The sequence below is a fragment of the Curtobacterium sp. NPDC089991 genome (assembly GCF_044748425.1).
Taxonomy (GTDB): domain Bacteria; phylum Actinomycetota; class Actinomycetes; order Actinomycetales; family Microbacteriaceae; genus Curtobacterium.
Window position 1 is genome coordinate 69,962 of record NZ_JBIVGB010000003.1, and the last position, 20,699, is coordinate 90,660.

Genomic DNA, 20,699 nt, shown 5'->3' on the forward strand with positions numbered 1-20,699 from the left:
GCCCGGGTCAGCTGACCCGCGCCACGCGCCGACGTGCCCACAGCACGCCGACGGCGGCGAGTGCCCCACCGACCACGGCGCCGATGGTGTTCGTGATCCAGTCGCTCGTGTCGCACGCCCGACCGATCACGGGGAGGACCGCCTGGACGACCTCGATGAGGACGGAGAACGCGCTGGCGCCGACGGCCGCGAGGACCGGGCGCCGCCACCGCACCCCGGCCAGGAACGCGACCGGCACGAACAACAGCACGTTGGCCGTCGACTCGACCGCGGTCGGCGCCAGGTACGGCAGCCCGACGTTGCAGGTGACGTCGGACCGGGGAGCGCCGTCGGGAGACATGGTGAGCGCGAGCGCCACGACCACGGCGAGGCCGAACAGCACGGCGGTGAGCCGCGGCAGGCGCGCCAGCCAGACGCCCACGACGGGCGCGACGACGATGACCGCGATCAGCACGCCGAACGCGAGCCACGGTACTTCGATGAGCAGGGTCGAGAGCATGGATCTCCGGACGGGAGGCCCGGTGCCAGCTGGCACCAGGCCTCCCGTCCCTCAGGGGTGTCGGATCAGAGCGCGGCGCGACGACGGCGCACTGCGCGTGCGCCGATCAGGCCGGCGCCGACCAGGACGAGGCCGACCGCCCACGGCAGGGCGCCGGTGGCGTCCGAACCGGTGTAGGCGAGCTGCCCCGTGGTCGGGGTCGTCCCCCCGACGGCGACCGTCGGTTCGGTCGACACCGTCGGCACGGTGGGGCGCACGTCGACCGAGAACGAGGTGCTCTGCAGCCCCTCGCCGCCGACGGTCAGGGTGTGCGTCGAGGCGTGCGGGAAGGTGACGCCGACAGCGCTCTCGGCGTCGAACTCGGTGTACGGCGCGATCACGTCACTGGCGACGTCCGAGCTGACGATCGGCGTCCAGACGGGGTTGCCGTCCGCGTCGGCGGGGTCGATCGGGTTCCCGAAGCGGTCGACCAGGTTGCCGGAGACGACGAGTGTTCCGCCCTGCGCGACGGTCGGACGTCCACCGTCCACGACGTCGAGACCCCCGAAGGAGCCGTCCTCGTCGATGGTGAGCTTCACGGTCAGGACGGTGCCGTCCGTGCCGATGATCCACATCGTCTTCTTCGGCGCGTCGATCGACGCCGCGTCGAGGGTGAAGACCTGGACGCCGTACGCGGCGGCCGGGTCGACGGTCAGCTCGACGTACTGCGTGACCGACTCGGTACCGCTCGTGGCCGTGATCGCGAACTGGTACCAGGACGCCGTCGTGGCGGTGCCGCTCAGCTCACCGGTGGCGGCGTCGAAGGTGATGCCGTCGGGCAGCTGGATGTCCGGACCGAACTCCTCGTCCGTGTCGTCCGGTTGGAACCCGAACCCGATCGTCCAGCCGGAGTCGCTGGCGGTGCCCGCGGAGAGTGCTGCTGCCTGCGACTTCGTCATGACGACGTCGCCGTCGTCGTCGCCGTCGTACCAGGCGAGCGCGTACGTCGGGGCGGGGGAGCCCTGCGCCCGGAAGGTGTACGAGAACGGGTCGCCAGCGGTCGTCTCGAGGGCGAGCGGGTCTCCGGCGTCTGCCCCTTCGGCGATCGGCGTGCCCGCGGCGTCGACGAACACCGGGTCCTGCGTGACGGGGGCCGAGGTCGCCGTCACGGTCGCCGTCGATCCGTCGGGCAGGGCACCGGTGACCTGGACCGACACCCGTTCCCCGGCCTGCGCCGCATCGATCGTGTACGAGCCGCTCGTCGCCAGGACCGTGGTGGAACCGGCCTGGGTCCAGACGTACCGGAACGCCCCGTCCTCGTCGAAGCCGACGGGGACGGCGGTGAGCACGGAACCGACCTCCGTGTCGCCGGTGATGGTGACGGCGGGGTCGACGGCCTGCTGCGCGGTCGGCGCCGAGGTCGGTGACGGCGTGGCGGTGGGCACTGCGGCGGAGGGATGGGCGGCGGCTGTGGGGTCCGGTTCGGACGCCGTGGGCGTCGAGGCGTCGCTCGACGGCTCGGTGGTCGTCGGCGCAGCATCGGGCGACGGCGTCGCGGACGTCGGGGCGGACGGCTCCGCAGCGGCCGGCTCGGACGGATCCGCAGTCGGCGAAGCGGTCGACGCCTGGGCGTCGGTCGCCGCGGGAGCGGACGTCGCGGTCGACGCCGCCGGGTCGCTCGCCGGCTCGGCGTGGGCGGCCGTCGCGGTCACGAGGCCGAGGCCCGTGGTCAGCGCGACGAGGGCTGCGGTGGTGCCGACGGCGCAGGCGCGTCGGACGGTGGAGGCGCTGTGGCGCACGGGTCCCCCTGGATCGTGTCCGGTCGGGTGCCGGATCGTGTGGATCAGCCGAGAAAGCTCAGGCGTCCTCGGATCGTAGGGCCTGGGACCGCTTCAGACCGACGGGGAGTCCGGATCGTGACCATGACTGGGGGCGGCGGTCGTCGCGCAGAACCCCCGGTCGAGGAACGCGATGATCCACTCGAAGCTCGCATCGACGTCGGTGCGCATCTGGAACCCACCGGACGTCTCGATGGTCGCGAAGCCGTGCAGGACACTGCGCAGCAGGCGGAGCGCGTGCACCTCGTCGGCGGGGTCGAGCCCGTAGCCGCGCAGCGCCGCTGCGAACGAGGCGAGGGTGCGCTCCAGGGCGACGGCCAACGGGTCGTCCGGCCCGGTGGGACGGATCCCGACCGTCGCCTCGTACCGACCGGGGTGCCGCTGCACGTACCGGCGGACGGTCTGCGCGGCCGCCTCGACGGCATCGCGCCCGGCGAGCCCCTGCATCGCGTCGCGCAGGTCGTCGCCGAGTTCGTTCGCGGCGAGGATCGCGATCCGGCGGGTCAGGTCGGTGAGTCCGTCGACGTGCTTGTACAGCGACGGCGACTTCACGCCGAGCCGTTCGGCGACGACGCTCATGCTCAGCCGTGCGAGCCCGATCTCGTCGGCCAGCCCCGCCGCGGCGGTGGTGACGGCGGCGGGGTCGAGTCCTGCCCTAGCCACGGTGGCCGCCGACCGGCGCGAGCGTGCGGCCGAGGAAGGGGAGCACGAGTGCGAGGACCTCGGTCGGGCTCTCGGTGTGCGGGTAGTGGCCGGCACCGTCGATGGCGGCCAGCTCGCCGAGCCCGTCGGGCAGGTCGGCCAGGACCCGCTCGCCCTCGGCACGCGGGACGGCCCAGTCCGGGTCGGCGCTGCCCTCGATCACCAGGACGGGGCACCGCACGTCCGCCAGCCGTGCACCGGCGTCGGCGGGCGAGGTCTTCGTCATCGCGCGCAGCACCGCCATCCGCTCCGGCTGCTGCAGCGTCGACTCGATGCGGCCCAGTTCCTCGGTCCAGTCGGTCGGCTTCGTCGGCACGGCGAGGTCCAGGTAGGCCAGCCAGCCGGTCAGGCTCCCGGTCGTCATCACTTTGGCGAGCTGGAGCGTGCCGGCGCGGTGGTGGCGGTTCCGGAGCAGGCCGCCGAGGTCGAACGACTGCTTCCGCGTGAACGGTGCCAGCTCGACGATGCCGGTGACGACGTCGGGGGCATCGGCGGCGGCGATGGTGGCCGCCCCGCCGCTGATCGACTGCCCGACGATGACCGCGGGGCCGCCGAGGTGCCGGACGACGGCGACCAGGTCGCGAGCGATGTCGGCGCGCTGGTACGACGCCCATCCCGTGCTCGAGTCGCCACACCCGCGGATGTCGACGTTCGCCACCCGGTAGCCGGCGGCGACGAGTTCGGGGACCAGGAACCGGTAGGCGTGCCGGCTGTCGCCCATGCCGTGTGCGAGGACGACGAGCGGTCCGTCGCCGCTGACGTCGTACGCGATGGTGCCTTCGTCGGTGCGCAGGTGTTCGAGCATGACTGCCTCCATGGCTAAGTGTGTTAGCTAGAAGCTAAGACCATTAGCCGACGCTGTCAAGCCCGCCACGGCAGTTGCGTCGTGCGGCGGCGGACGGGAGGCCCGTGGCGGGCCCGCACCGGGCCTCCCGTCCGCTCGTCGGTCGCCGTCAGTGCACCGTGTCCAGCGCGTCCGACAGGTCCAGGGACCAGACGGCGACCCCGGTCAGGCCGAGCCGCTCGGCGAGGGCCACGCGCTCGCGCAGCGACCGCGCGTCGGACCACCAGAGCACCTCGTCGCTGGGCAGGGTCGCCGTCCACTCGCCCGCTGTCGCGTTCCAGGTCGGGGTGATGCCGGCCTTCCGGACGCGACGACGGGCCTGGTCGTCGGACAGCTGCCCCGCCGGTCGCGGCCCCTTCCAGTGGTAGCCGTACCCGGCGACGCCGAGCACGATCTGGTCGGCGGGCGCGAGGGTGGCGAGCGCCCTGGCGGACTTCGACGCCCAGGGCAACGACCCGACCGGCCCCGGTGCGTCCGGCTCCCACGGGCCGTGCTGGTCGTAGGCCATCAGTGTGAGGTGGTCCAGCGGAGCGCGGAGTGCGCGGACGTCGTACCCCATGCGCGCGTACCCGGCCGCGGTCGTCGACGCCGACAGGGCGATGTCGAGCCGGACGTCGTCGCCGACCGCCGCACGGAGCTCCCGCGCGAAGGCCGTCAACCCCGCCGTGTCGGCTGCGGTCAACGCCTCGAGGTCGATCATGACCGAGTCCCACCCGCCGGATCGCACGTCGGTCGCGAGCGCGCGGACGACGTGGGACCGGTTGGCGGGGGACCGGAGCATCCTCCGGGCGATCGGCTCGCTGAAGTCGCCGTCGGCGTAGTTGCTGACGAGCAGCTGCGCCTCGAGCCCGCTGGCGTGCGCCCGGTTGCGTTGCGTCCTCGCCTCGCGGGAGGGGGTGCTGACGCGCGTGCCGGTCCGGCTCAGCAGCAGCCCGTCGACGCCGACGACGTCCATCGCCGATGCGTTGGCGTCGATCAGCGCGGGGTCCGCCCCCTCTGGCTGGAAGCCCGTGACGTCGAACCAGTCGGGTGTGCCGGACTCGGCGTTCGCGGGGCCGGTGCAGCCGGTCAGGACGAGGCCCGCGGTCAGGACAGCGGCGAGGAGGGCGGAACGCGGCCTGGTGATCACGCTCCGAGTGTGTCAGGCCGGAGCAGTCGCCGCGTCGACCGGTGTGCTGAACTGCTCGACCAGCGTCCGCTTCAGGACCTTGCCGCTCGGTCCGAGCGGCAGGGCGTCGACCACGTGCACGACCCGCGGGAACTTGTACGCCGCGATCTCGTCGGACACGAAGCGGACGAGCGCGTCGGGGCTGACGGTCGCACCGGCACGGAGCACCACGGCGGCCTCGATCTCCTGGCCGTGCAGCTCGTGCGGGACGCCGAAGACCGCCGCCATGGTGACGTCCGGGTGCGTCGCCAGCACCTCTTCGACCTGCCGCGGGTACACGTTGTAGCCGTTGCGGATGATCATGTCCTTCGTGCGGTCGACGATCGTCAGGAACCCGTCGTCGTCCTTCGTGCCGAGGTCGCCCGTGCGGAACCACCCGTCGACGATCGCCGCGTCGGTGTCCTCCGGCCGGTCCAGGTACCCGTTCATCAGGTTGTGCCCGCGGATGACGAGCTCGCCGATCTCGCCGTGCGGCAGCAGCACGATCGCGTCCGGGGTGGCCGGGTCGGCGATCTCGACGTCGACACCCCACACGGGCGTCCCGATCGTCCCCGGTCGGGGCGCTCGGCCGACGTGGTTGAAGGTGGCCACGGGTGACGTCTCGGTCAGGCCGTAGCCCTCGTGGATCGGCGCGTCGAACACGGACTGGAACCGCTCGAGGACGGCCAACGGCAACGACGCCCCGCCCGAGATCGCGTAGCGGAGGTCCGGGCGGGCGTCGTTGCGGGTCGCGGCGTCGAGCAGTGCCATGTACATCGTCGGCACCCCCATGAAGATCTCGCAGCCGTGCTCGACCATCGCCGACAGTGCTGCGTCGCCGTCGAACTTCGGGAGCATCACGATGGTGGCACCGGCGCGGAACCCGGTGTTCATCGTGCAGGTCTGACCGAACGTGTGGAACAGCGGGAGTGCCCCGAGCAGGACGTCGCCGCGGTGCATGTCGAAGGTGCTCATCAGGTTCGTGTTGACCTGTTCGAGCAGGGCGAAGTGCGAGCCCTCTGCACCCTTCGGCTTGCCGGTGGTCCCGCTCGTGTACAGGATCGTCGCGGTGTCGAAGGGGTCGCGGGGGACGTAGGTGTCGAGGGGTTCGGCTGCCGCGGCCAGGGCCTCGAGGCGGTCTGTGCCGTCGTGGCCGTCGTGGTCGTCGTGGTCGGCCGGTGCGAGCACGGTGATGACGTCGACGCCGGCGAGCTCGGCACCGGCTGCGCCCTCGGCGAGCAGCGGGGCAGCGCAGACGAGCAGCATGGCGCCGCTGTCCTGCAGCAGGTACTCGATCTCGCGCCGCTTGAGCAGCGCGTGGACGGGGACGACGACGGCGCCGAGTGCGAGGGTTGCGTAGTAGACGCGGGCGAAGTCCGCGACGTTCGGCACGAGCATCGCCACGCGCGATCCCTCGGTGACCCCGCGGGCCCGGAGCGCTCCGGCGTAGGCGAGGGTCTCGGACCACAGCTCGGCGTAGGTGGTGCGGTGGTCGCCGACGATCACGGCGACGTCGTCCGGGTACCGCGCGGCGGACTCGGCCAGGATCGCGGCGACCGAGGCGGTGGCTCGGGTCGGTCTGGGGGTGCCGTGGTGAGCGGCGGTGGTGGGCTCGGTGCGCGTCATTCCGGTCTCCGTCTTCGGTGACGAGTGGTTCCCCGGATCATACGTCCGGCCGCCGGTCAGAACGTCGTGCGCTCCTCGAACACCGACATGATCATGGCCGCACCGAGCCGCGCGCTCCGGGCGGGCTTCGCCGAGCCCTGCACGGCTGACTCCACCCGGGCTCCCTCGACCAGCAGCGACAGGGTCTCGGCGATGTGCGCCGGCATGTCCGCACGGGTGCACAGCAACGTGAGGTGGCTCTCGACGTCGCGGAAGTGCTCGGCTGCGAGCGCGGCGATCTCCGGGTCCTGGCGTCCGAGCTCGGCGTGTCCGTTGATGAACGCGCAGCCGCGCCACCCCTCGTCCGCGAAGCACTCCTCGAGGTAGTTGAAGATGCCGAGGATCTCGTCGCGGGGATCCGCTGAGGTGGTGGCGATGTGGTCCAGGGCTCGACGCCACGCGCCGTGCCAGCGTCGCAGGACCGCCACCACGAGCGCCTGCTTGGACGGGTAGGCCGCCGTCAGCTCGTCCACGCTCATGCCCGCGTGCGCGGCGACGTCCTCGAAGCGCACCGGGATCACGCCGTGTGCCGTGAAGAGGTCGTCGGCGGCCTTGGATGCGGTGCGCTGCGCGGTCGTCTCGACGGCCGGGGGCGTGAGTGTGAGGAGCGTCATGGGGAAGTGTGGATCACCCTATCGATCGGTTCGGACGGCGGTCGAGAGCTCAGGATGCGAAGAAGTCCGCGTAGGACGGGTCGGCGTGACCCATGTGCGCACTGAGACGGGCCTGCACGATCTCGTCGAGGTCGGCGGGCGGGGTCAAGCCCCGTCGGCGCCACTCGACCGGGTTGCTGCGGAGCTGCTCGAGCGTGCTCTGGTCAAGCATCGTGGCGTTCCTGTTCTGCGAAGAGTGCGGTCATGTCGATGGCCTGGGTGCGGACGTCCTCGAACGTGGATCCCTCGCGGATCACGCGGAGAGTCCGAGCACGGCGGCGGCGGACGCGAGGACGCTCACCGAGACGATGCCGGTGCTCACCGCGGCGATCTGCAGCGTGCGCTGTCGCTGGGCGTCCCGCAGTTCGCTGAAGCCGCCGCGGTGGCGGTTGCGTCGGCCGGACGCCGACGTCGCTTCGAATGCCTGCTTGGGTGCGCTGATCGGGTGGACCGGAGTTGCGGTCACGGCGGTCATGTCGTCCTCGTGTTCTCCTGAGCGGCCCGTTGCCGCTGGATGACACGACCGTACGAGCAGCGGGGTCGTCGGTGCGCGCCAGGACCGATGACTCGACGGATCGCGGATGTCGGGAGCGGCCCGGCGGTCGAAATCCGGACATCGTCCCGTCGCCAGGAGCATCCGGTCCACGCGACGACGATCGTCGGTAGCGCTTCTCGGACAGCGACACGGACGACGCGTGTCCGTTCGGTCACACTGCTCTCGGTGAACCGATGACAGACGAACGAGCTCGCGTGCAGGACGACGTCCGGTCCGCCGACGTCGACGAAGCACGCGACTTCCTGGTCGGGGCGTACGACGCCTCCGAGTGGCGCGCCGAGACGACCGCGCAGCCCTTCACCTTCCGGTACTCGGCGGTCGGCGACTCGACGATGACGCTGCGCGCGATCCGGTTCGACGGGCACCTCGACGGCGTCATGACGCCGTCGGACGACTTCGTCGTGCAGTGGATCACCCGGGGTACCGGCTTCATCGGCGAGGGCGACGACCGCCTCGTGAGCGCCGTGGGCCGGCCGCAGCTGTGGCCGCAGGACGGCGCCGCGTTCACGTACCAGGACTACGACCAGCGTCTCGTGCAGATCAACCGGGCATCGCTCGAGGAGGTCGCCGGCGAGCGCGGCGCGGCGTCGGGCGGCGTGCAGCTCGACCACACCGTGCAGCCCGACGACCGGGCCGTGACGATGTGGCGGAACACCGTCAAGCTCATCTCGCACACGGTGCTCGACCGGCAGGTCTCACCGCTGCTGCAGGCCGAGATGGGCCGGCTGGGGGCACTGGCGCTGCTCGAGCTGTACCCGGTCGTCTCGGCCACGTTGCCGGACGAACTCCTGCTCCCGCGCAACGCGCACATCCGCCGGGCCGTCGAGTACGTGCACGAGCACGCCCACCTGCCGATCACGAGCACCGACCTGGCCGAGGTGGCTTCCCTGAGCCTGCGTGCCCTGCAGCAGGCGTTCCAGCGGCAGCTCGGGGTGAGCCCGAACGGCTACCTGCGCGGGGTCCGTCTCGACCGGGTGCGCGACGAGCTCGTGCACGCCGACCCGGCGGGGACGAGCATCGCCGACGTCGCCCGGCAGTGGGGGTTCGCCCACGCTGGTCGGTTCTCGGCCGCCTACCTCGAGCGCCACGGCGAGTACCCCCGGGACACGATGCGGCGGGCGTGACACCCCGACGGCCATGATGGGTGCGTGCTCGACGACGACACCCACCGCCACCGTCTGGACGCGGTGCTGCGCGCCGTCGGGAGCTCGGACGACCAGGCCGAACGGCTGCTGGGCGGATCCGTGAACCACACGTACCGGGTGCGGCGAGCGGTCGGTGCCGACGTCGTCGTGCGGTTCCCCGTCGACCCCCTGCGCTCGGACGAGTTCCCCGTCGAGGCGTGGGCCGCGCGAGCGGCTGCCGCAGCGGGCATCACCGTCGCTCGTCCGATCGGCCACGGTGTCCAGGACGGCGTCCCCTTCATCGTGTCCGAGTACGTCGAACCCGACCCGCGGCCGATCGAGCACCCCTGGACGTGGCTCGGATCGTCCGCCCGCACCGTCGCCTCGATCAGCCTGGCGGAGGCGCCGCCGTCGTTGTACACCCGCTTCGGCACCGACCTGGCTCGGGCGTGGTCGGCGCACCTGGCGTACAACAGCGCAGCGCTCGTCGCGGACGACCCACTCCGCCACGACGGCGCCTACACCTCGGCCGGCGCGCTCCGGAGGCACTTCGAGCGGCTGGCCGCGGAGCGATTCGCGTTCGGACTCGCGCACGGCGACCTGGCACCGCGGAACCTGATCGCACGGGGACCGGGTCGCGCGCCCGTGCTCATCGACTGGGGTGCTGCCGAGACCGGTCCGTCACCGTGGACCGACGCTCGTCGGGTGTTCGAGTGGGCGTTCGTCGACGCGACGATCTCGAGGGCCGAGTACGACGAGTTCACCGCCGCCGCCGGGCTGGCCAGCCCGGCTGACCACGCGACCCTGGCGTCGCTCACCGCGCTGCACCTCGTCGACGTGACCCGGTGGGCGCGGGAGCAACGGCCGGACCTGTACGCCGAGTACGTCGACCGGTGCCGGGTCGGTCTTGAGCGCATCGAGCGCATCGAACGTCTCGAGCGGATCGAGCGCGCTTCGGGGGAGTGAGCGGCGAGCGACCGCGGCGGCCCGGGGGCGTCGGTCACGCCCCGAGCAGGCCGCACCGCCGCAGGATCTCGTCGACGACCGCCGACAGCGGCCGGGTCGCGTCGATCGGCGTGCCGGGAGGTGTGTCCGCACCGGACGCGTGGAGCTGACGGACCAGGGCCCGCTCGGCCGTTCGGCCCCGCCCCGCCCACTCGTCGCCGGCGCGCGCGTCGAGCCGGTCGTCGAGCGTCGCTGCGTCGACGGTCAGGACGAAGACCTCGTCGAACAGGTCGAGGAACGCGCCGACGTTCCGGGATCCGCCACAGAAGAAGGTCACCGGTTCCGAGCGGTCCGCCGCCCGCTCCCGGACCAGCTCGGCGTTCCAGAGGTGGTGGGCGTGCACGTCGAGGCCGGACAGACCGTCGACGGCGGCGCCGGTGCGGGGATCACCCTGGTACGCGAGTTCGCGGTCCCCGTTCACCGCCGGGAAGCCGCGCCGGCGCAACTCGAGGCAGACAGCCGTCTTCCCGGTACCGGAGACGCCCTCCACGAGGTGGTTCCTGACGCCCATGCGTGGCACGCTACGCCGAGGTGCGTCGACCGGCGAGGTACCGGTGCGATCAGGCGTCCCAGACCAGGCCGTCGACGTGGTCGTGACCGGCGAGCAGACGAGCGACGCGGCCCGCCGCGAGTTCCCGGACCTCGGGGTCGGGATGGTGCGCGAGGATCGCGAGCTCGACGTACATGTCGTAGCACTGCAGTCGTTCGCGCAGATCCGCACGTTCGAACAGCTCCGGGTAGGTGCCGCGCAACCATCCGGGGACCGGTGCGAGGGTCGACACGTCGAGTCCTGGCTCGCCGGGTCTCGGCGGGAACTCACCTGGCCGCGCGCACCACCGCAGGATCGTGTCGAGCTCGGCGTCCGCGGGCTGCGCCAGGGCCTCGGCGAAGTCGATGATCCCGGTCACGCGCCCGTCGTCGACCATGATGTTGGACCCGTGCAGGTCTCCGTGGACGAGGACGGGGCGGTCCTCGGCGAACAACGCGGTCCGGTCCTCGATCCAGTCCGCGACGTCGTCGAGCAGACGGGCATCGTCGAGCAGACGGGCATCGACCTCGACCGACCGCCGCGCGGCATCGACCAGCCCGCGCAACGAACCGATGACGGGCGGGTGGTACGCAGGCCAGGGGCCGCCGGCCAGCGCGTCGGCGAGCCAGGGCGGGAGCAGGCCGTCCGGTACCGGCACGCGGTGGAGTGCACGCACGGCGGTGCCGAGGCTCTCGATCACCGACCGACGCTCCCCGGTGTCGGCCGACGGCCAGGCGTCGTGCAGGGTCCGGCCCGGCAGCCGTTCGGAGACGTACCAGGCACCGTCGGGTCCGTCGCCGTGGGCGACGTGCCGCGCGTGTGGGACGTCGGTGCCGTCGAGCACGTCGACCACCGCGGCCTCGTGGTCGTACGCGCCGCGGATCAGTCCGGTGCTCAGGCGGACGACGAACTCGTCGCCGACCCAGGCGCGACTGACCCAACCACCCGTCGGCACGAAGTGCCCGGTGGCCGGCAGGCCCGCGGCGAGCAGTGCCCGGGACAGTGCCGGGTCCATCAGGTCGACTGTCGAGGAACGAGGAAGCACTCCGCGGTGCGGACGCCACCGGCGACCTCCTCGCCCTGGATCGTCCGCATGAGCAGGGCCGCGGCCTGCCGCCCGACCTCGCGGAGGTTGAGGTCCACCGAGGTGATGCTCGGTCGCGCCGCATCGGTGATGACGCTCCAGTTGTCGACACCGACGACACCGACCTGGGTCGGCACGACGATGCCGTTGTCCCGCAGGCAGTCCACGACACCGCGGGCGATCTGGTCGCTCGCGCAGAACACGCCGTCGAAGTCGGTCCCGAGCAAGCGGGTGGCCGCTTCGTACCCCCACCGCTCGCTCCACTCGCCGTACAGGGCGTCTCCTCCGGCGAGGGTCGCGCCGGCTGCGGCGACGGCCCGCTTCGCGCTGTCGACGCGGTGCGCCGTCGCGGTGTGCCGCCGTGCACCCGCGACGACCGCGATGGAGCGCCTGCCGGAGCCCACGAGGTGGTCGATCGCCCGTGCCGCGCCGGCTTCGTCGTCCGGCACGATCGAGACGTCGTCCGGATCGAGCGAGGGCGCGAGCGCGTACACGGCGGGGACACCGAGCAGCCCGGTGATCGAGGGACGCGGGTCGCTGGAGCGACCGGTCACGACGATGCCGTCGACGCGCTGGTTGAGGAACGTCTGCACGTAGTGGGCCTCGCGGATCGGATCGCCGCGGCTCTCCGCGAGCAGCATCGACACCTCGCCGGGTCCGAAGGTGTCCTCGGCTCCGGTGAGGATCGGGATCGTGAAGCGTCCGTAGGCGTCGGTGGACAGAACGCCCACCAGGAAGGACCGACCGGGAGGCGCGGCTGGCGTCGCGGCGCGCACGCTCAGTCCCAGCTCGGTGGCGGCTGCTGCGACGCGTTGCCGCGTCCCTTCGGCGATCTGTCCGCGGCCGTTCAGGACCTTCGAGACCGTCCCGACGGACACGCCGGTCTGTGCGGCGACGTCGGCGAGCGTCACTTCACGTCGATTGACCACGGCGTCCTCCTAGCGATCCGAGCGTACGGCACCCGGCAAACCTTGCCGTACAACGATTCCGACGTCAAGCATTGACACGGCTGTTGTCCCGTTCTACCTTCGGCAAACACAGCAAAGCTTGCCGCAACGATGCGGCAAGGAGTGATTTGGAGATGACGATGAAGACATCCACGATCCGGCGGACCGCGACCCTGGCCGCCGCCCTCACGGTCGCGGCACTCGGGTTGGCCGGGTGCTCATCGAGCGGGACGGCCGACAGCGGAGGTTCCGCGAAGGGCACGGTGACGCTTTGGCAGCGCGACGGCGGCGTCGACCTGACCGACCAGGTCAAGGCCTACGAGAAGGCACACCCGGACGTCACGGTGAAGCTCTCCACGATCCAGGCCGACCAGTACCTCACGAAGCTCGCCAACTCCGCGCGGGCCGGATCGGTCCCGGACCTCGTCAGCTACGACATCGTCAACACGCCGCTGCTCGCAACCCAGGGGCTGCTCGCCGACGTCACCGACAAGGTGAAGGGTCTGTCGAACAAGGGCGACCTCGCGCCGGCCGGTGTCGAGATCGGCACGCTCGACGGCAAGAACTACGCCCTGCCCGTGGCGCTCACCGGCTCCCAGATGTTCTGGAGCAAGTCACTGTTCACGAAGGCCGGCCTCGACCCGGCCAAGCCGCCGACGTCCCTCGCCGAGGTGAAGGCCGCGGCTGAGAAGATCCAGGCGCTCGGGGGAGGCGTCACCGGGTTCTCGACCCTCGGCGGCGTCGGACAGGCGTGGACCGGGTTCCCGAGCTCGTGGGCGAAGAGCGGCAGCGTCCTGACGGCGGCGGGCAAGAGCCAGAAGGCGGAGTTCACCAGCCCGGAACTCGTCGGGATGGTCGACTGGTACCAGGAGATGTGGGAGTCCGGGCTCATGCAGAAGACCGACGAGCCGAACCAGGACCCGGGCAACGTCGGGCAGCAGAACGCCCTGAACGGCAAGGTCGGCATCCTGTTCGGCGGCGCGAACACCCTCACCGCGAAGAAGGCCGACTTCGGCAGTGCGGTCGGCATCCCCGGCGTGGAGGGCGGCTCCGGCTCGTTCCTCGGTGGTGACGAGATCGGCATGACCGCCGGCGCGAAGAACGCCGACGGCGCGTGGTCGCTCATGGAGTGGCTGGTCAGTTCGAAGGAAGCCGCCGAAATCGACCTCTCGCAGGGGTGGATCGCGCCGGACCTGGCCGTGGCGAAGAGCCTCGCGACGGACGACTGGTCGAAGGACATCGTCGACACGCTCGCGATCGGCAAGCTCCCGAAGAGCATCGCCTACAACGCGGTCATCAACGACCCGAACGGTCCCTGGGCGCAGCAGTCCCAGAAGGTCATCTTCCAGGGCGCCGACGCCGACTCCGCGCTGGAGAGCGCCGAGCAGCAGGCGAACTCGCTCATCGAGCAGGCGTACAGCCAGGTCGGGCAGTGACAGCCGTCACCTCCTCGGCGCTCGCCGGCGTCGCGGACGGGGGTGCGCGCTCCCGTCCGCGCTCCGCGAGTCGTCGACGCCAGACGCTGGCGTGGGTGCTCGTCGCTCCCGCACTCGTCCTCGCGGTCGTGTTCTTCGTCGTGCCGATGGTGCTGCTCGTCGGGATGTCGTTCGCGAACTGGCCGCTGCTCGGTCGGGTCAGCGGGGCAGGTGTCGCGAACTACGCGCAGGCGTTCCAGGACTCGGCGTTCTGGCGCTCGCTGGTCTTCTCGCTGCTGTTCACCGTCGTGGCCGTACCGCTCGGGATGGCGGTGAGCTACGGGGCCGCGACGATGGTCCGCGGCGAGGGTCGGTTCGTGTCCTTCGTCCGGACGGCGTTCTTCATGCCGGTCGTCATCGGGTTCACCGCCGCGGCGTACATGGCGAACGTGCTGCTCGTGCCGGGGACCGGGGCGATCAACGTCCTGCTGCGGTCGATCGGGATCACGAACGGTGACACCGCGTGGTTCACCTCGCCCGACACGGCGTTCTGGGCGGTCATCGTCCTGACGGTGTGGAAGTCGATGGGCGTCGCGATGATCCTGCTCATGGCCGGCATGCAGGCCGTGCCGACCGAGGTGATCGAGGCGTCGAAGATCGACGGCGCCGGGTGGTGGCGCCGCGAGGGCTCAGTGGTGTTCCCGCTCGTCCGGCGGCAGTTCGCACTCTGCATGCTGCTCGCGGTGTCGGGCTCGATCCTCGTCTTCGACCAGTTCTACGTCCTGACCAAGGGCGGCCCGAGCGGGTCGACCACCACCACGGTCATGTACACGTACCAGCAGTCGTTCGTCCGCTACGACCTCGGCTACGGCGCCGCGCTGTCGATGATCCTCACCGTGATCATCCTGGCGATCGCGGTCGTCCAGCTCCGGGCCCTGCGTTCGACCGGAACGGAGGACGACCGATGAGCGCCACCGACGTGACCAGGCGGACGACCGCAGCTGCTCGACGCGACGCGAGCCGCGCCTCCCGACCGGACGGGACGGACCGGACCGACGTGCCGGGCGCGACCCCGCACGGACCACCGCGTCGTCGACGGGTGCACGCCAGTGGTGTCGCCTACGTCGCCGTGGGCACCGTGCTCGCGCTGCTGTTCATCGCACCGGTCCTGTACATCCTGTTCCGGTCGTTCCTGCCGGCGGACGCCGACGCGCAGGGGATCGGGTTCGAGTCGATCGCCACGCTCACGCTCCGGAACTACACGAAGGTCTTCGACCCGTCGGTGGACCTGCGGCAGAACATCGTCAACTCGTTCGTCGTCGCCATCGCAGTCGCGGTGCTCGTCGCCCTCGTGTCGACGCTCGCTGCGTACGCCCTGTCGAAGATCCGGTTCCGCGGCAGCGCGATCGTGTTCGTGCTCCTGCTGGCACCGCTCGTCGTGCCGTTCCAGGGGCTGCTCACGCCGCTCTCGATCGTGCTCGGCAGACTCGGGCTGCTCGACTCACTCGCCGGGGTGGTGCTGGTGCTGGTGACGCTCCAGCTGCCGTTCTCGGTGTTCGTCATGCGCAACACGTTCGACGGGATCCCGTCGGAGCTCGAGGACGCCGCGGCGATCGACGGCGCGGGCACCGGACGGATCCTGCGTTCGGTGATGCTCCCGCTGGCGTGGCCAGGACTCGTCACCACCGCACTCTTCGGCTTCATGGCCGGCTGGAACGACCTGCTCAGTTCCGTGACGTTCCTGTCGACCGACAGCAAGTACACCCTGCCGCTCGCCCTGTCGAGCATCAGCACGTCCTTCAAGATCCCCGGCGTGCCGGTGATCGATCCGGGGCTCCTCACCGCCATCGCGTGCGTCGCGACGGTCCCGGTGGTCGTGCTGTTCCTCGCACTGCAGCGGTACTACACCAAAGGTCTCATCGGAGGATCCATCAAATGACCATCACGGACACCGGCACCGCCACCACGACCAGCACCGACGCTGCCACCGTGGGGCGTCCGCACCGCCCACTGGCACTCGGCACCATCACGCCCCGCGGCTGGCTGCGCGACCAGCTCCGGCTGCAGGCCGACAACATCACCGGGCAGCTCGAAGCGATCTGGCCCGACGTCGGCCCGGACAGCGGGTGGCTCGGCGGAACGGGCGAGAACTGGGAGCGCGGGCCGTACTACCTCGACGGCCTGGTGCCGCTCGCCCACGTGCTGCAGGACCAGCGGCTGCTCGACCTCGCGACGCCGTGGATCGAGTGGATCCTCGGGTCGCAGCGCGAGGACGGGTTCTTCGGACCGACCGGCAACGACGACTGGTGGCCGCGGATGGTGGCGCTCAAGGTGCTCACGCAGCACGCCGACGCCACCGGTGACGAGCGGGTGGCGCCGTTCCTCGAACGCTACTTCCGTCACCAGCTCGACCACCTGCCGGGCCGGCCGCTGACCTCGTGGGGGCGGGCACGCGGTGCCGACAACGCGCTGTCGGTCTGGTGGCTGCACGAGCGGACGGGCGACGCCTGGCTGCTCGAACTGGTCGACCTGCTCGCCGCCCAGACCATCCGCTGGGACGACTACCTGGCCGACGAACTGATCACCGGCCCGGCGCGCACCTTCTCGCACCGGACCCACGGGCCGAACGTGGCGATGGGCCTGAAGACCGGCGCCGTCGACGCCCTGCGCGACCACGGCCTCGCCGCGCACGCCGCACGCACGGAGACGTCGTTCGCGGCACTCGACCGGTGGCACGGGCAGGCCAACGGGTGGTTCTCCGGCGACGAGTGGCTCGGCGGCCGCGAAGCCACCGCGGGCATCGAGACGTGCCAGGTGGTCGAGATGATGTTCACGGCCTCGGTGCACGCGCAGGTGTACGGACGTGGCATCGACGGCGACCGGCTCGAGGAGCTCGCCTACAACCTGCTGCCGGCGTCGAGCGACCCCGAGATGCGCGGACACCAGTACCACCAGCAGACGAACCAGGTCGAGGTCTCCGTCGCCCGACGCGAGTGGAGCTTCTCGTCCGACGACGCCGGGATCTTCGGGCTCGAACCGCACTTCGGGTGCTGCACGGCGAACCTGCACCAGGGGTGGCCGAAGTTCGTGTCCCACCTGTGGCTGCGCGACGACGACGGACTGCGCGTCGTCGCCTACGCACCCTCCGCAGTGCAGACCACGGTCGACGACGACGACGTGTCGATCACCGTGGACACCGAGTACCCGTTCGACGAGACCGTGACGATCCGCGTCGACACCGCCCGCACGACCCCGTTCGCCCTGCGCCTGCGGATCCCGTCCTGGGCACGTGACGCTGCGTTGTCGGTCGGCGGCGACCGTGTGCCGCTGGCGGCGCAGGGTGGTGATCCGGGCCTCCAGGTCGTCGACGGGTACGTGACCCTGGAACGCGACTGGTCGTCGGCGGGCGCGGTCGTCCTCGTCCTGCCGATGCGGGCGCGGGTGGTCCGGCGAGAGCGTCAGGCTGCAGCGGTCCGACTCGGGCCGCTGACGATGGTGTACTCGCCCGGCGAGCACTGGGTGGAGCACCACGGTGCGCCCGGAATCGGCGAGTGGGAGGTGCACGCCCGTGGGTCCTGGAACTGGGCGCTCGCCGAGGTCCGAGACGCCGACCGCTGGCGGATCACCCGCGGTGCTGTGCCGGCTGCGCCGTGGTCGTTGCGTGACCGCCGGACCGCTCCGGTCGTGCTGCACGCTCCCGGTGCGCGGGCGACCGGGTGGCGGATGGCCGGTGCGCAGGCAGACCTGCCGCCGTTCAGTCCGGTGCTCGACCACGTGCCCGACGGCGACCTGCGGCTGGTGCCGTACGGGTCGGCGCGGCTCCGGGTGACGGAGTTCCCGGTCGCGGGGAGCTGGCAGGACGTCGACGACACCGAGGAACCGACGCTGGCGGGGGCGTAGCTGGCGGGCGTAGCTGGCGGGGCTTACCTGGCAGGAACGGGCGTACCCGGTCGGAAGCTCCGACCAGGTACGCCCGTTCCTGCTGGGTGGACGACCGGTCAGCGCGCCGCGGCGCGGTACTGCTCGAGCACCTCGGGGTGCGGGTCCGCCGGCACGGTCGTCGTCGCGATGTCCCACGACGGCAGTGCGCCGGTCAACGCCCAGGCTGCCTGACGCGCGGCCCCGGACGCCACGTACTCGCCGGGTTCCGGGATGAGCACGTCGCGCCCGAACACCTGCGCCGCGACGGTCCGGACGGCCTCGTTCCGCGCGGCCCCGCCGATGAGCAGCAGTCGTGACACGGTCACGCCGGTCCCCTCGACCGCGGCGAGCCCGTCGGCCAGGGCACAGAGCATGCCCTCCACCGCGGCGCGCGCCAGGTGCGGTCGGTCGGTCGTGCCCGGGGTCATCCCGAGCAGTGACGCGGTCGCGTCCGGCCGGTTGGGCGTGCGCTCGCCGACGAAGTACGGCACCAGCACGAGGCCGTCGGCCCCGGCCGGCGCCTGCAGCGCCAGCTCGCCGAGCGCGTCGTGGTCCACGCCGAGCAGGCCGCCGATCACCTCGAGCACGCGGGCTGCGTTGAGCGTCGTGACGATCGGGAGGCGCGACCCGGTCCCGTCGGCGAAGCCCGCCACGGTCCCGCTCGCGTCCAGGACCTCGGTCGCGGTGACGCCGAAGACGGTCCCGCTGGTCCCCAGGGACACCGCGATGTCCCCGGGAGCGAGTCCGAGTCCGAGCGCCGCACCGGCGTTGTCGCCGAGTCCGGCGGCCACGACCAGTCCGGACGGTGCGACCGAGCCGTTCGGCAGCGTGACGTCGACGTCGAGCGTCCCCATCGCCTCGTCGTGGGTGACCACGCGCGGCACGACGACCGTGTCCGCGGTCGGCTCGGAGCCGGCGACGCGCATCGGGCGACCGAGCGCGAGTTCGAACAGCTCCGGGTCGTACTCCCGGCGCACCGGGTCCCAATAGGCCGTGCCGCTGGCGTCCGAGGCGTCGGTGGCGAGTGCGTCGAGGTCGGGGCCGAGCGGACTCTCGTCGGCCGGGCCGTACCCGCGCAGCCGCCACGACAACCAGTCGTGGGGGAGCGCGACGGCTGCGACGCGGCCGGCGTTGTCCGGCTCGGCGTCGCGGAGCCACCGCAGCTTGGTACCGGTGAACGATGCCACCGGGACCAGTCCCGTCCGGGCGACCCACGCCTCCCGTCCGATCTCCTCGACCATCTGCGCGGCCGCATCCGCACTGCGCACGTCGTTCCAGAGCAGGGCGTCGCGGACCACGTGACCGTCGGCGTCGAGCGCGACCATGCCGTGCTGCTGCCCGGCGATCGCGACGGCGCCGACGTCGGTGAGCCCGCCGGCGTCCGCGACCGCGGTGCCGAGGGCGTCCCACCAGTGGCGGGGATCGACGGACGTGCCGTCCGGGTGGGCGGCACGTCCCTCACTGACGACGGCACCCGTCGCCGCGTCGCGGATCGTGACCTTGCAGGACTGGGTCGACGAGTCGACGCCGGCGACGAGCTGTGTCATCCCCGCAGCCTGTCAGCGCGCGCCGAGCAGGTGCTCGATGGCGAGCTGCTGCAGTCGGACGAAGCCGAAGCCCTTGCCGCCGAAGTACGCGTCGGCGTCGAAGTCCTCGTAGGCCGAGCGGTCGGACAGGAAGGCGTCGTAGGACTCGCCGTCATTCAGGGTCGGCGTGCTGAGCTCCCCGACCTTCGAGGCCTCGAGCGCGGCCTGCACCTCGGGGTCGGCGCGGAAGGCCTGCGCGCGCTCCTTGAGGAGCAGGTACATGCGCATGTTCGCGGCCGCCGAGTCCCAGACGCCCGTGATGTCCTCGGTGCGGCTCGGCTTGTAGTCGAAGTGGCGCGGGCCGTCGTAGGCCTGGCCGCCCTGCGGCGAACCGTGCTCGAGCAGGTCGACGAGCGAGAACGCGTTCTGCAGGTCGCCGTGGCCGAACACCAGGTCCTGGTCGTACTTGATGCCGCGCTGACCGTTGAGGTCGATGTGGAAGAGCTTGCCCTGGTAAAGCGCCTGGGCGATGCCGGCCGTGAAGTTCAGGCCCGCCATCTGCTCGTGGCCGACCTCGGGGTTGATGCCGAACAGCTCGGGGCGCTCGAGGGTCTCGGTGAAGGCGATCGCGTGGCCGAGGGTCGGCAGCAGGATGTCGCCGCGCGGCTCGTTCGGCTTCGGCTCGATCGCGAAGCGGATGCCGTAGCCCTTGTCGGTGACGTAGTCGGCGAGCAGGTTGACGGCCTCGCGGTAGCGCTCGAGTGCGGCCTGCACGTCCTTCGCGCTGTCGTACTCGGAGCCTTCGCGGCCGCCCCACATCACGAACGTCGACGCACCGAGCTCGGCGGCGAGGTCGATGTTGCGCAGGACCTTGCGGAGCGCGAAGCGGCGGACCTGCCGGTCGTTCGAGGTGAAGCCGCCGTCCTTGAACACGGGTGCGGAGAACAGGTTCGTCGTCACCATCGGCACGATGAGGCCGGTGGAGTCGAGCGCACCCTTGAGGCGGTCGATCTGCGTCTGCCGCTCGGCGTCGGTCGAGCCGAACGCGAACAGGTCGTCGTCGTGGAAGGTCAGGCCGTAGGCGCCGAGCTCGTCGAGCTTCTCGACCGCCTCGACCACGTCGAGGGCCGGACGGGTCGGCCCGCCGAAGGGGTCGGAGCCGTTGTAGCCGATGGTCCAGAGACCGAAGGAGAACTTGTCTGCACGGGTGGGCGTCGTTGCCATGGTGGTCACCGTTCGTCGTCGAAACAAAATGTTGCCGCGCC

At 71.5% G+C, this 20,699-nt stretch carries 20 protein-coding genes; 6 read left to right on the plus strand and 14 right to left on the minus strand.

From position 1 onward, the window contains the following. Window positions 1-7: 7 nt before the first annotated feature. From ACIPV1_RS09690 to ACIPV1_RS09730, 9 genes are all read right to left on the minus strand, one after another. Entirely contained in the window at window positions 8-499 is a 492-nt protein-coding gene (locus tag ACIPV1_RS09690) for a VanZ family protein (RefSeq protein ID WP_123939088.1), read from the minus strand. A gap of 65 nt (window positions 500-564) precedes the next feature. After that, window positions 565-2,277: a putative Ig domain-containing protein gene (locus ACIPV1_RS09695; protein ID WP_123939087.1), complete on the minus strand. Its 1,713-nt coding sequence runs from the start codon at window positions 2,275-2,277 to the stop codon at window positions 565-567. A gap of 93 nt (window positions 2,278-2,370) precedes the next feature. Beyond that, window positions 2,371-2,979 (minus strand): TetR/AcrR family transcriptional regulator, encoded by a 609-nt coding sequence (locus ACIPV1_RS09700; protein WP_123939086.1) that lies wholly within the window; start codon window positions 2,977-2,979, stop codon window positions 2,371-2,373. Further along, window positions 2,972-3,823 carry an alpha/beta fold hydrolase gene (locus ACIPV1_RS09705; RefSeq protein WP_123939085.1) on the minus strand — a complete coding sequence of 284 codons (852 nt, stop codon included), beginning with the start codon at window positions 3,821-3,823 and terminating at the stop codon, window positions 2,972-2,974. The genes ACIPV1_RS09700 and ACIPV1_RS09705 overlap by 8 nt, the downstream gene beginning before the upstream one ends. A 148-nt stretch (window positions 3,824-3,971) precedes the next feature. After that, on the minus strand, window positions 3,972-4,991 hold the full coding sequence (locus ACIPV1_RS09710) for a glycosyl hydrolase family 18 protein (RefSeq protein WP_123939084.1): 1,020 nt from the start codon (window positions 4,989-4,991) through the stop codon (window positions 3,972-3,974). 12 nt (window positions 4,992-5,003) lie between these two features. Then, the gene (locus ACIPV1_RS09715) at window positions 5,004-6,635 is read right to left on the minus strand and encodes a long-chain fatty acid--CoA ligase (RefSeq protein ID WP_123939083.1); all 1,632 of its coding nucleotides are present in this window, start codon (window positions 6,633-6,635) and stop codon (window positions 5,004-5,006) included. Between the two features lie 56 nt (window positions 6,636-6,691). Then, a complete protein-coding gene (locus ACIPV1_RS09720; RefSeq protein ID WP_123939082.1) occupies window positions 6,692-7,288 on the minus strand; it encodes a TetR/AcrR family transcriptional regulator in 597 nt (198 codons plus the stop codon). 49 nt (window positions 7,289-7,337) lie between these two features. After that, the gene (locus tag ACIPV1_RS09725) at window positions 7,338-7,499 is read right to left on the minus strand and encodes a hypothetical protein (RefSeq protein ID WP_159573320.1); all 162 of its coding nucleotides are present in this window, start codon (window positions 7,497-7,499) and stop codon (window positions 7,338-7,340) included. Window positions 7,500-7,580: 81 nt separating this feature from the next. Further along, complete coding sequence (locus ACIPV1_RS09730) at window positions 7,581-7,802, minus strand: hypothetical protein (protein WP_123939081.1); 222 nt, start codon at window positions 7,800-7,802, stop codon at window positions 7,581-7,583. 254 nt (window positions 7,803-8,056) lie between these two features. Here ACIPV1_RS09730 and ACIPV1_RS09735 point away from each other — a divergent pair, with 254 nt between their 5' ends. After that, window positions 8,057-9,007: a helix-turn-helix domain-containing protein gene (locus ACIPV1_RS09735; protein ID WP_111084859.1), complete on the plus strand. Its 951-nt coding sequence runs from the start codon at window positions 8,057-8,059 to the stop codon at window positions 9,005-9,007. 24 nt (window positions 9,008-9,031) lie between these two features. Next, window positions 9,032-9,973, plus strand: coding sequence for a phosphotransferase (locus tag ACIPV1_RS09740; protein ID WP_123939080.1), 942 nt, complete (start codon window positions 9,032-9,034; stop codon window positions 9,971-9,973). Window positions 9,974-10,007: 34 nt separating this feature from the next. On the opposite strand, the gene ACIPV1_RS09745 is transcribed toward ACIPV1_RS09740, so the two are convergent. From ACIPV1_RS09745 to ACIPV1_RS09755, 3 genes are read right to left on the minus strand one after another with little or no spacing between them, the layout of a single operon-like run. Then, entirely contained in the window at window positions 10,008-10,523 is a 516-nt protein-coding gene (locus ACIPV1_RS09745) for a nucleoside kinase (protein WP_123939079.1), read from the minus strand. Between the two features lie 49 nt (window positions 10,524-10,572). Beyond that, entirely contained in the window at window positions 10,573-11,556 is a 984-nt protein-coding gene (locus ACIPV1_RS09750) for a phosphotransferase family protein (protein WP_123939078.1), read from the minus strand. Further along, window positions 11,556-12,554, minus strand: coding sequence for a LacI family DNA-binding transcriptional regulator (locus ACIPV1_RS09755; RefSeq protein ID WP_123939077.1), 999 nt, complete (start codon window positions 12,552-12,554; stop codon window positions 11,556-11,558). The genes ACIPV1_RS09750 and ACIPV1_RS09755 overlap by 1 nt, the downstream gene beginning before the upstream one ends. Before the next feature lie 158 nt (window positions 12,555-12,712). On the opposite strand from ACIPV1_RS09755, the gene ACIPV1_RS09760 reads away from it, so the two are divergent. From ACIPV1_RS09760 to ACIPV1_RS09775, 4 genes are read left to right on the plus strand one after another with little or no spacing between them, the layout of a single operon-like run. After that, window positions 12,713-14,008: an ABC transporter substrate-binding protein gene (locus tag ACIPV1_RS09760; protein WP_185094277.1), complete on the plus strand. Its 1,296-nt coding sequence runs from the start codon at window positions 12,713-12,715 to the stop codon at window positions 14,006-14,008. Further along, window positions 14,005-14,955 (plus strand): carbohydrate ABC transporter permease, encoded by a 951-nt coding sequence (locus ACIPV1_RS09765; RefSeq protein WP_123939075.1) that lies wholly within the window; start codon window positions 14,005-14,007, stop codon window positions 14,953-14,955. Before ACIPV1_RS09760 ends, ACIPV1_RS09765 begins: the two co-directional genes overlap by 4 nt. After that, window positions 14,952-15,926, plus strand: coding sequence for a carbohydrate ABC transporter permease (locus tag ACIPV1_RS09770; protein WP_123939074.1), 975 nt, complete (start codon window positions 14,952-14,954; stop codon window positions 15,924-15,926). Before ACIPV1_RS09765 ends, ACIPV1_RS09770 begins: the two co-directional genes overlap by 4 nt. Continuing rightward, on the plus strand, window positions 15,923-17,887 hold the full coding sequence (locus ACIPV1_RS09775) for a beta-L-arabinofuranosidase domain-containing protein (protein ID WP_402726270.1): 1,965 nt from the start codon (window positions 15,923-15,925) through the stop codon (window positions 17,885-17,887). The genes ACIPV1_RS09770 and ACIPV1_RS09775 overlap by 4 nt, the downstream gene beginning before the upstream one ends. A 98-nt stretch (window positions 17,888-17,985) precedes the next feature. On the opposite strand, the gene ACIPV1_RS09780 is transcribed toward ACIPV1_RS09775, so the two are convergent. Both ACIPV1_RS09780 and xylA read right to left on the minus strand, forming a co-directional pair. Continuing rightward, on the minus strand, window positions 17,986-19,455 hold the full coding sequence (locus ACIPV1_RS09780) for a xylulokinase (protein WP_123939072.1): 1,470 nt from the start codon (window positions 19,453-19,455) through the stop codon (window positions 17,986-17,988). A 12-nt stretch (window positions 19,456-19,467) separates the two neighbouring features. Beyond that, window positions 19,468-20,658 (minus strand): xylose isomerase, encoded by a 1,191-nt coding sequence (gene xylA, locus ACIPV1_RS09785; protein ID WP_111084913.1) that lies wholly within the window; start codon window positions 20,656-20,658, stop codon window positions 19,468-19,470. Window positions 20,659-20,699 lie beyond the last annotated feature (41 nt).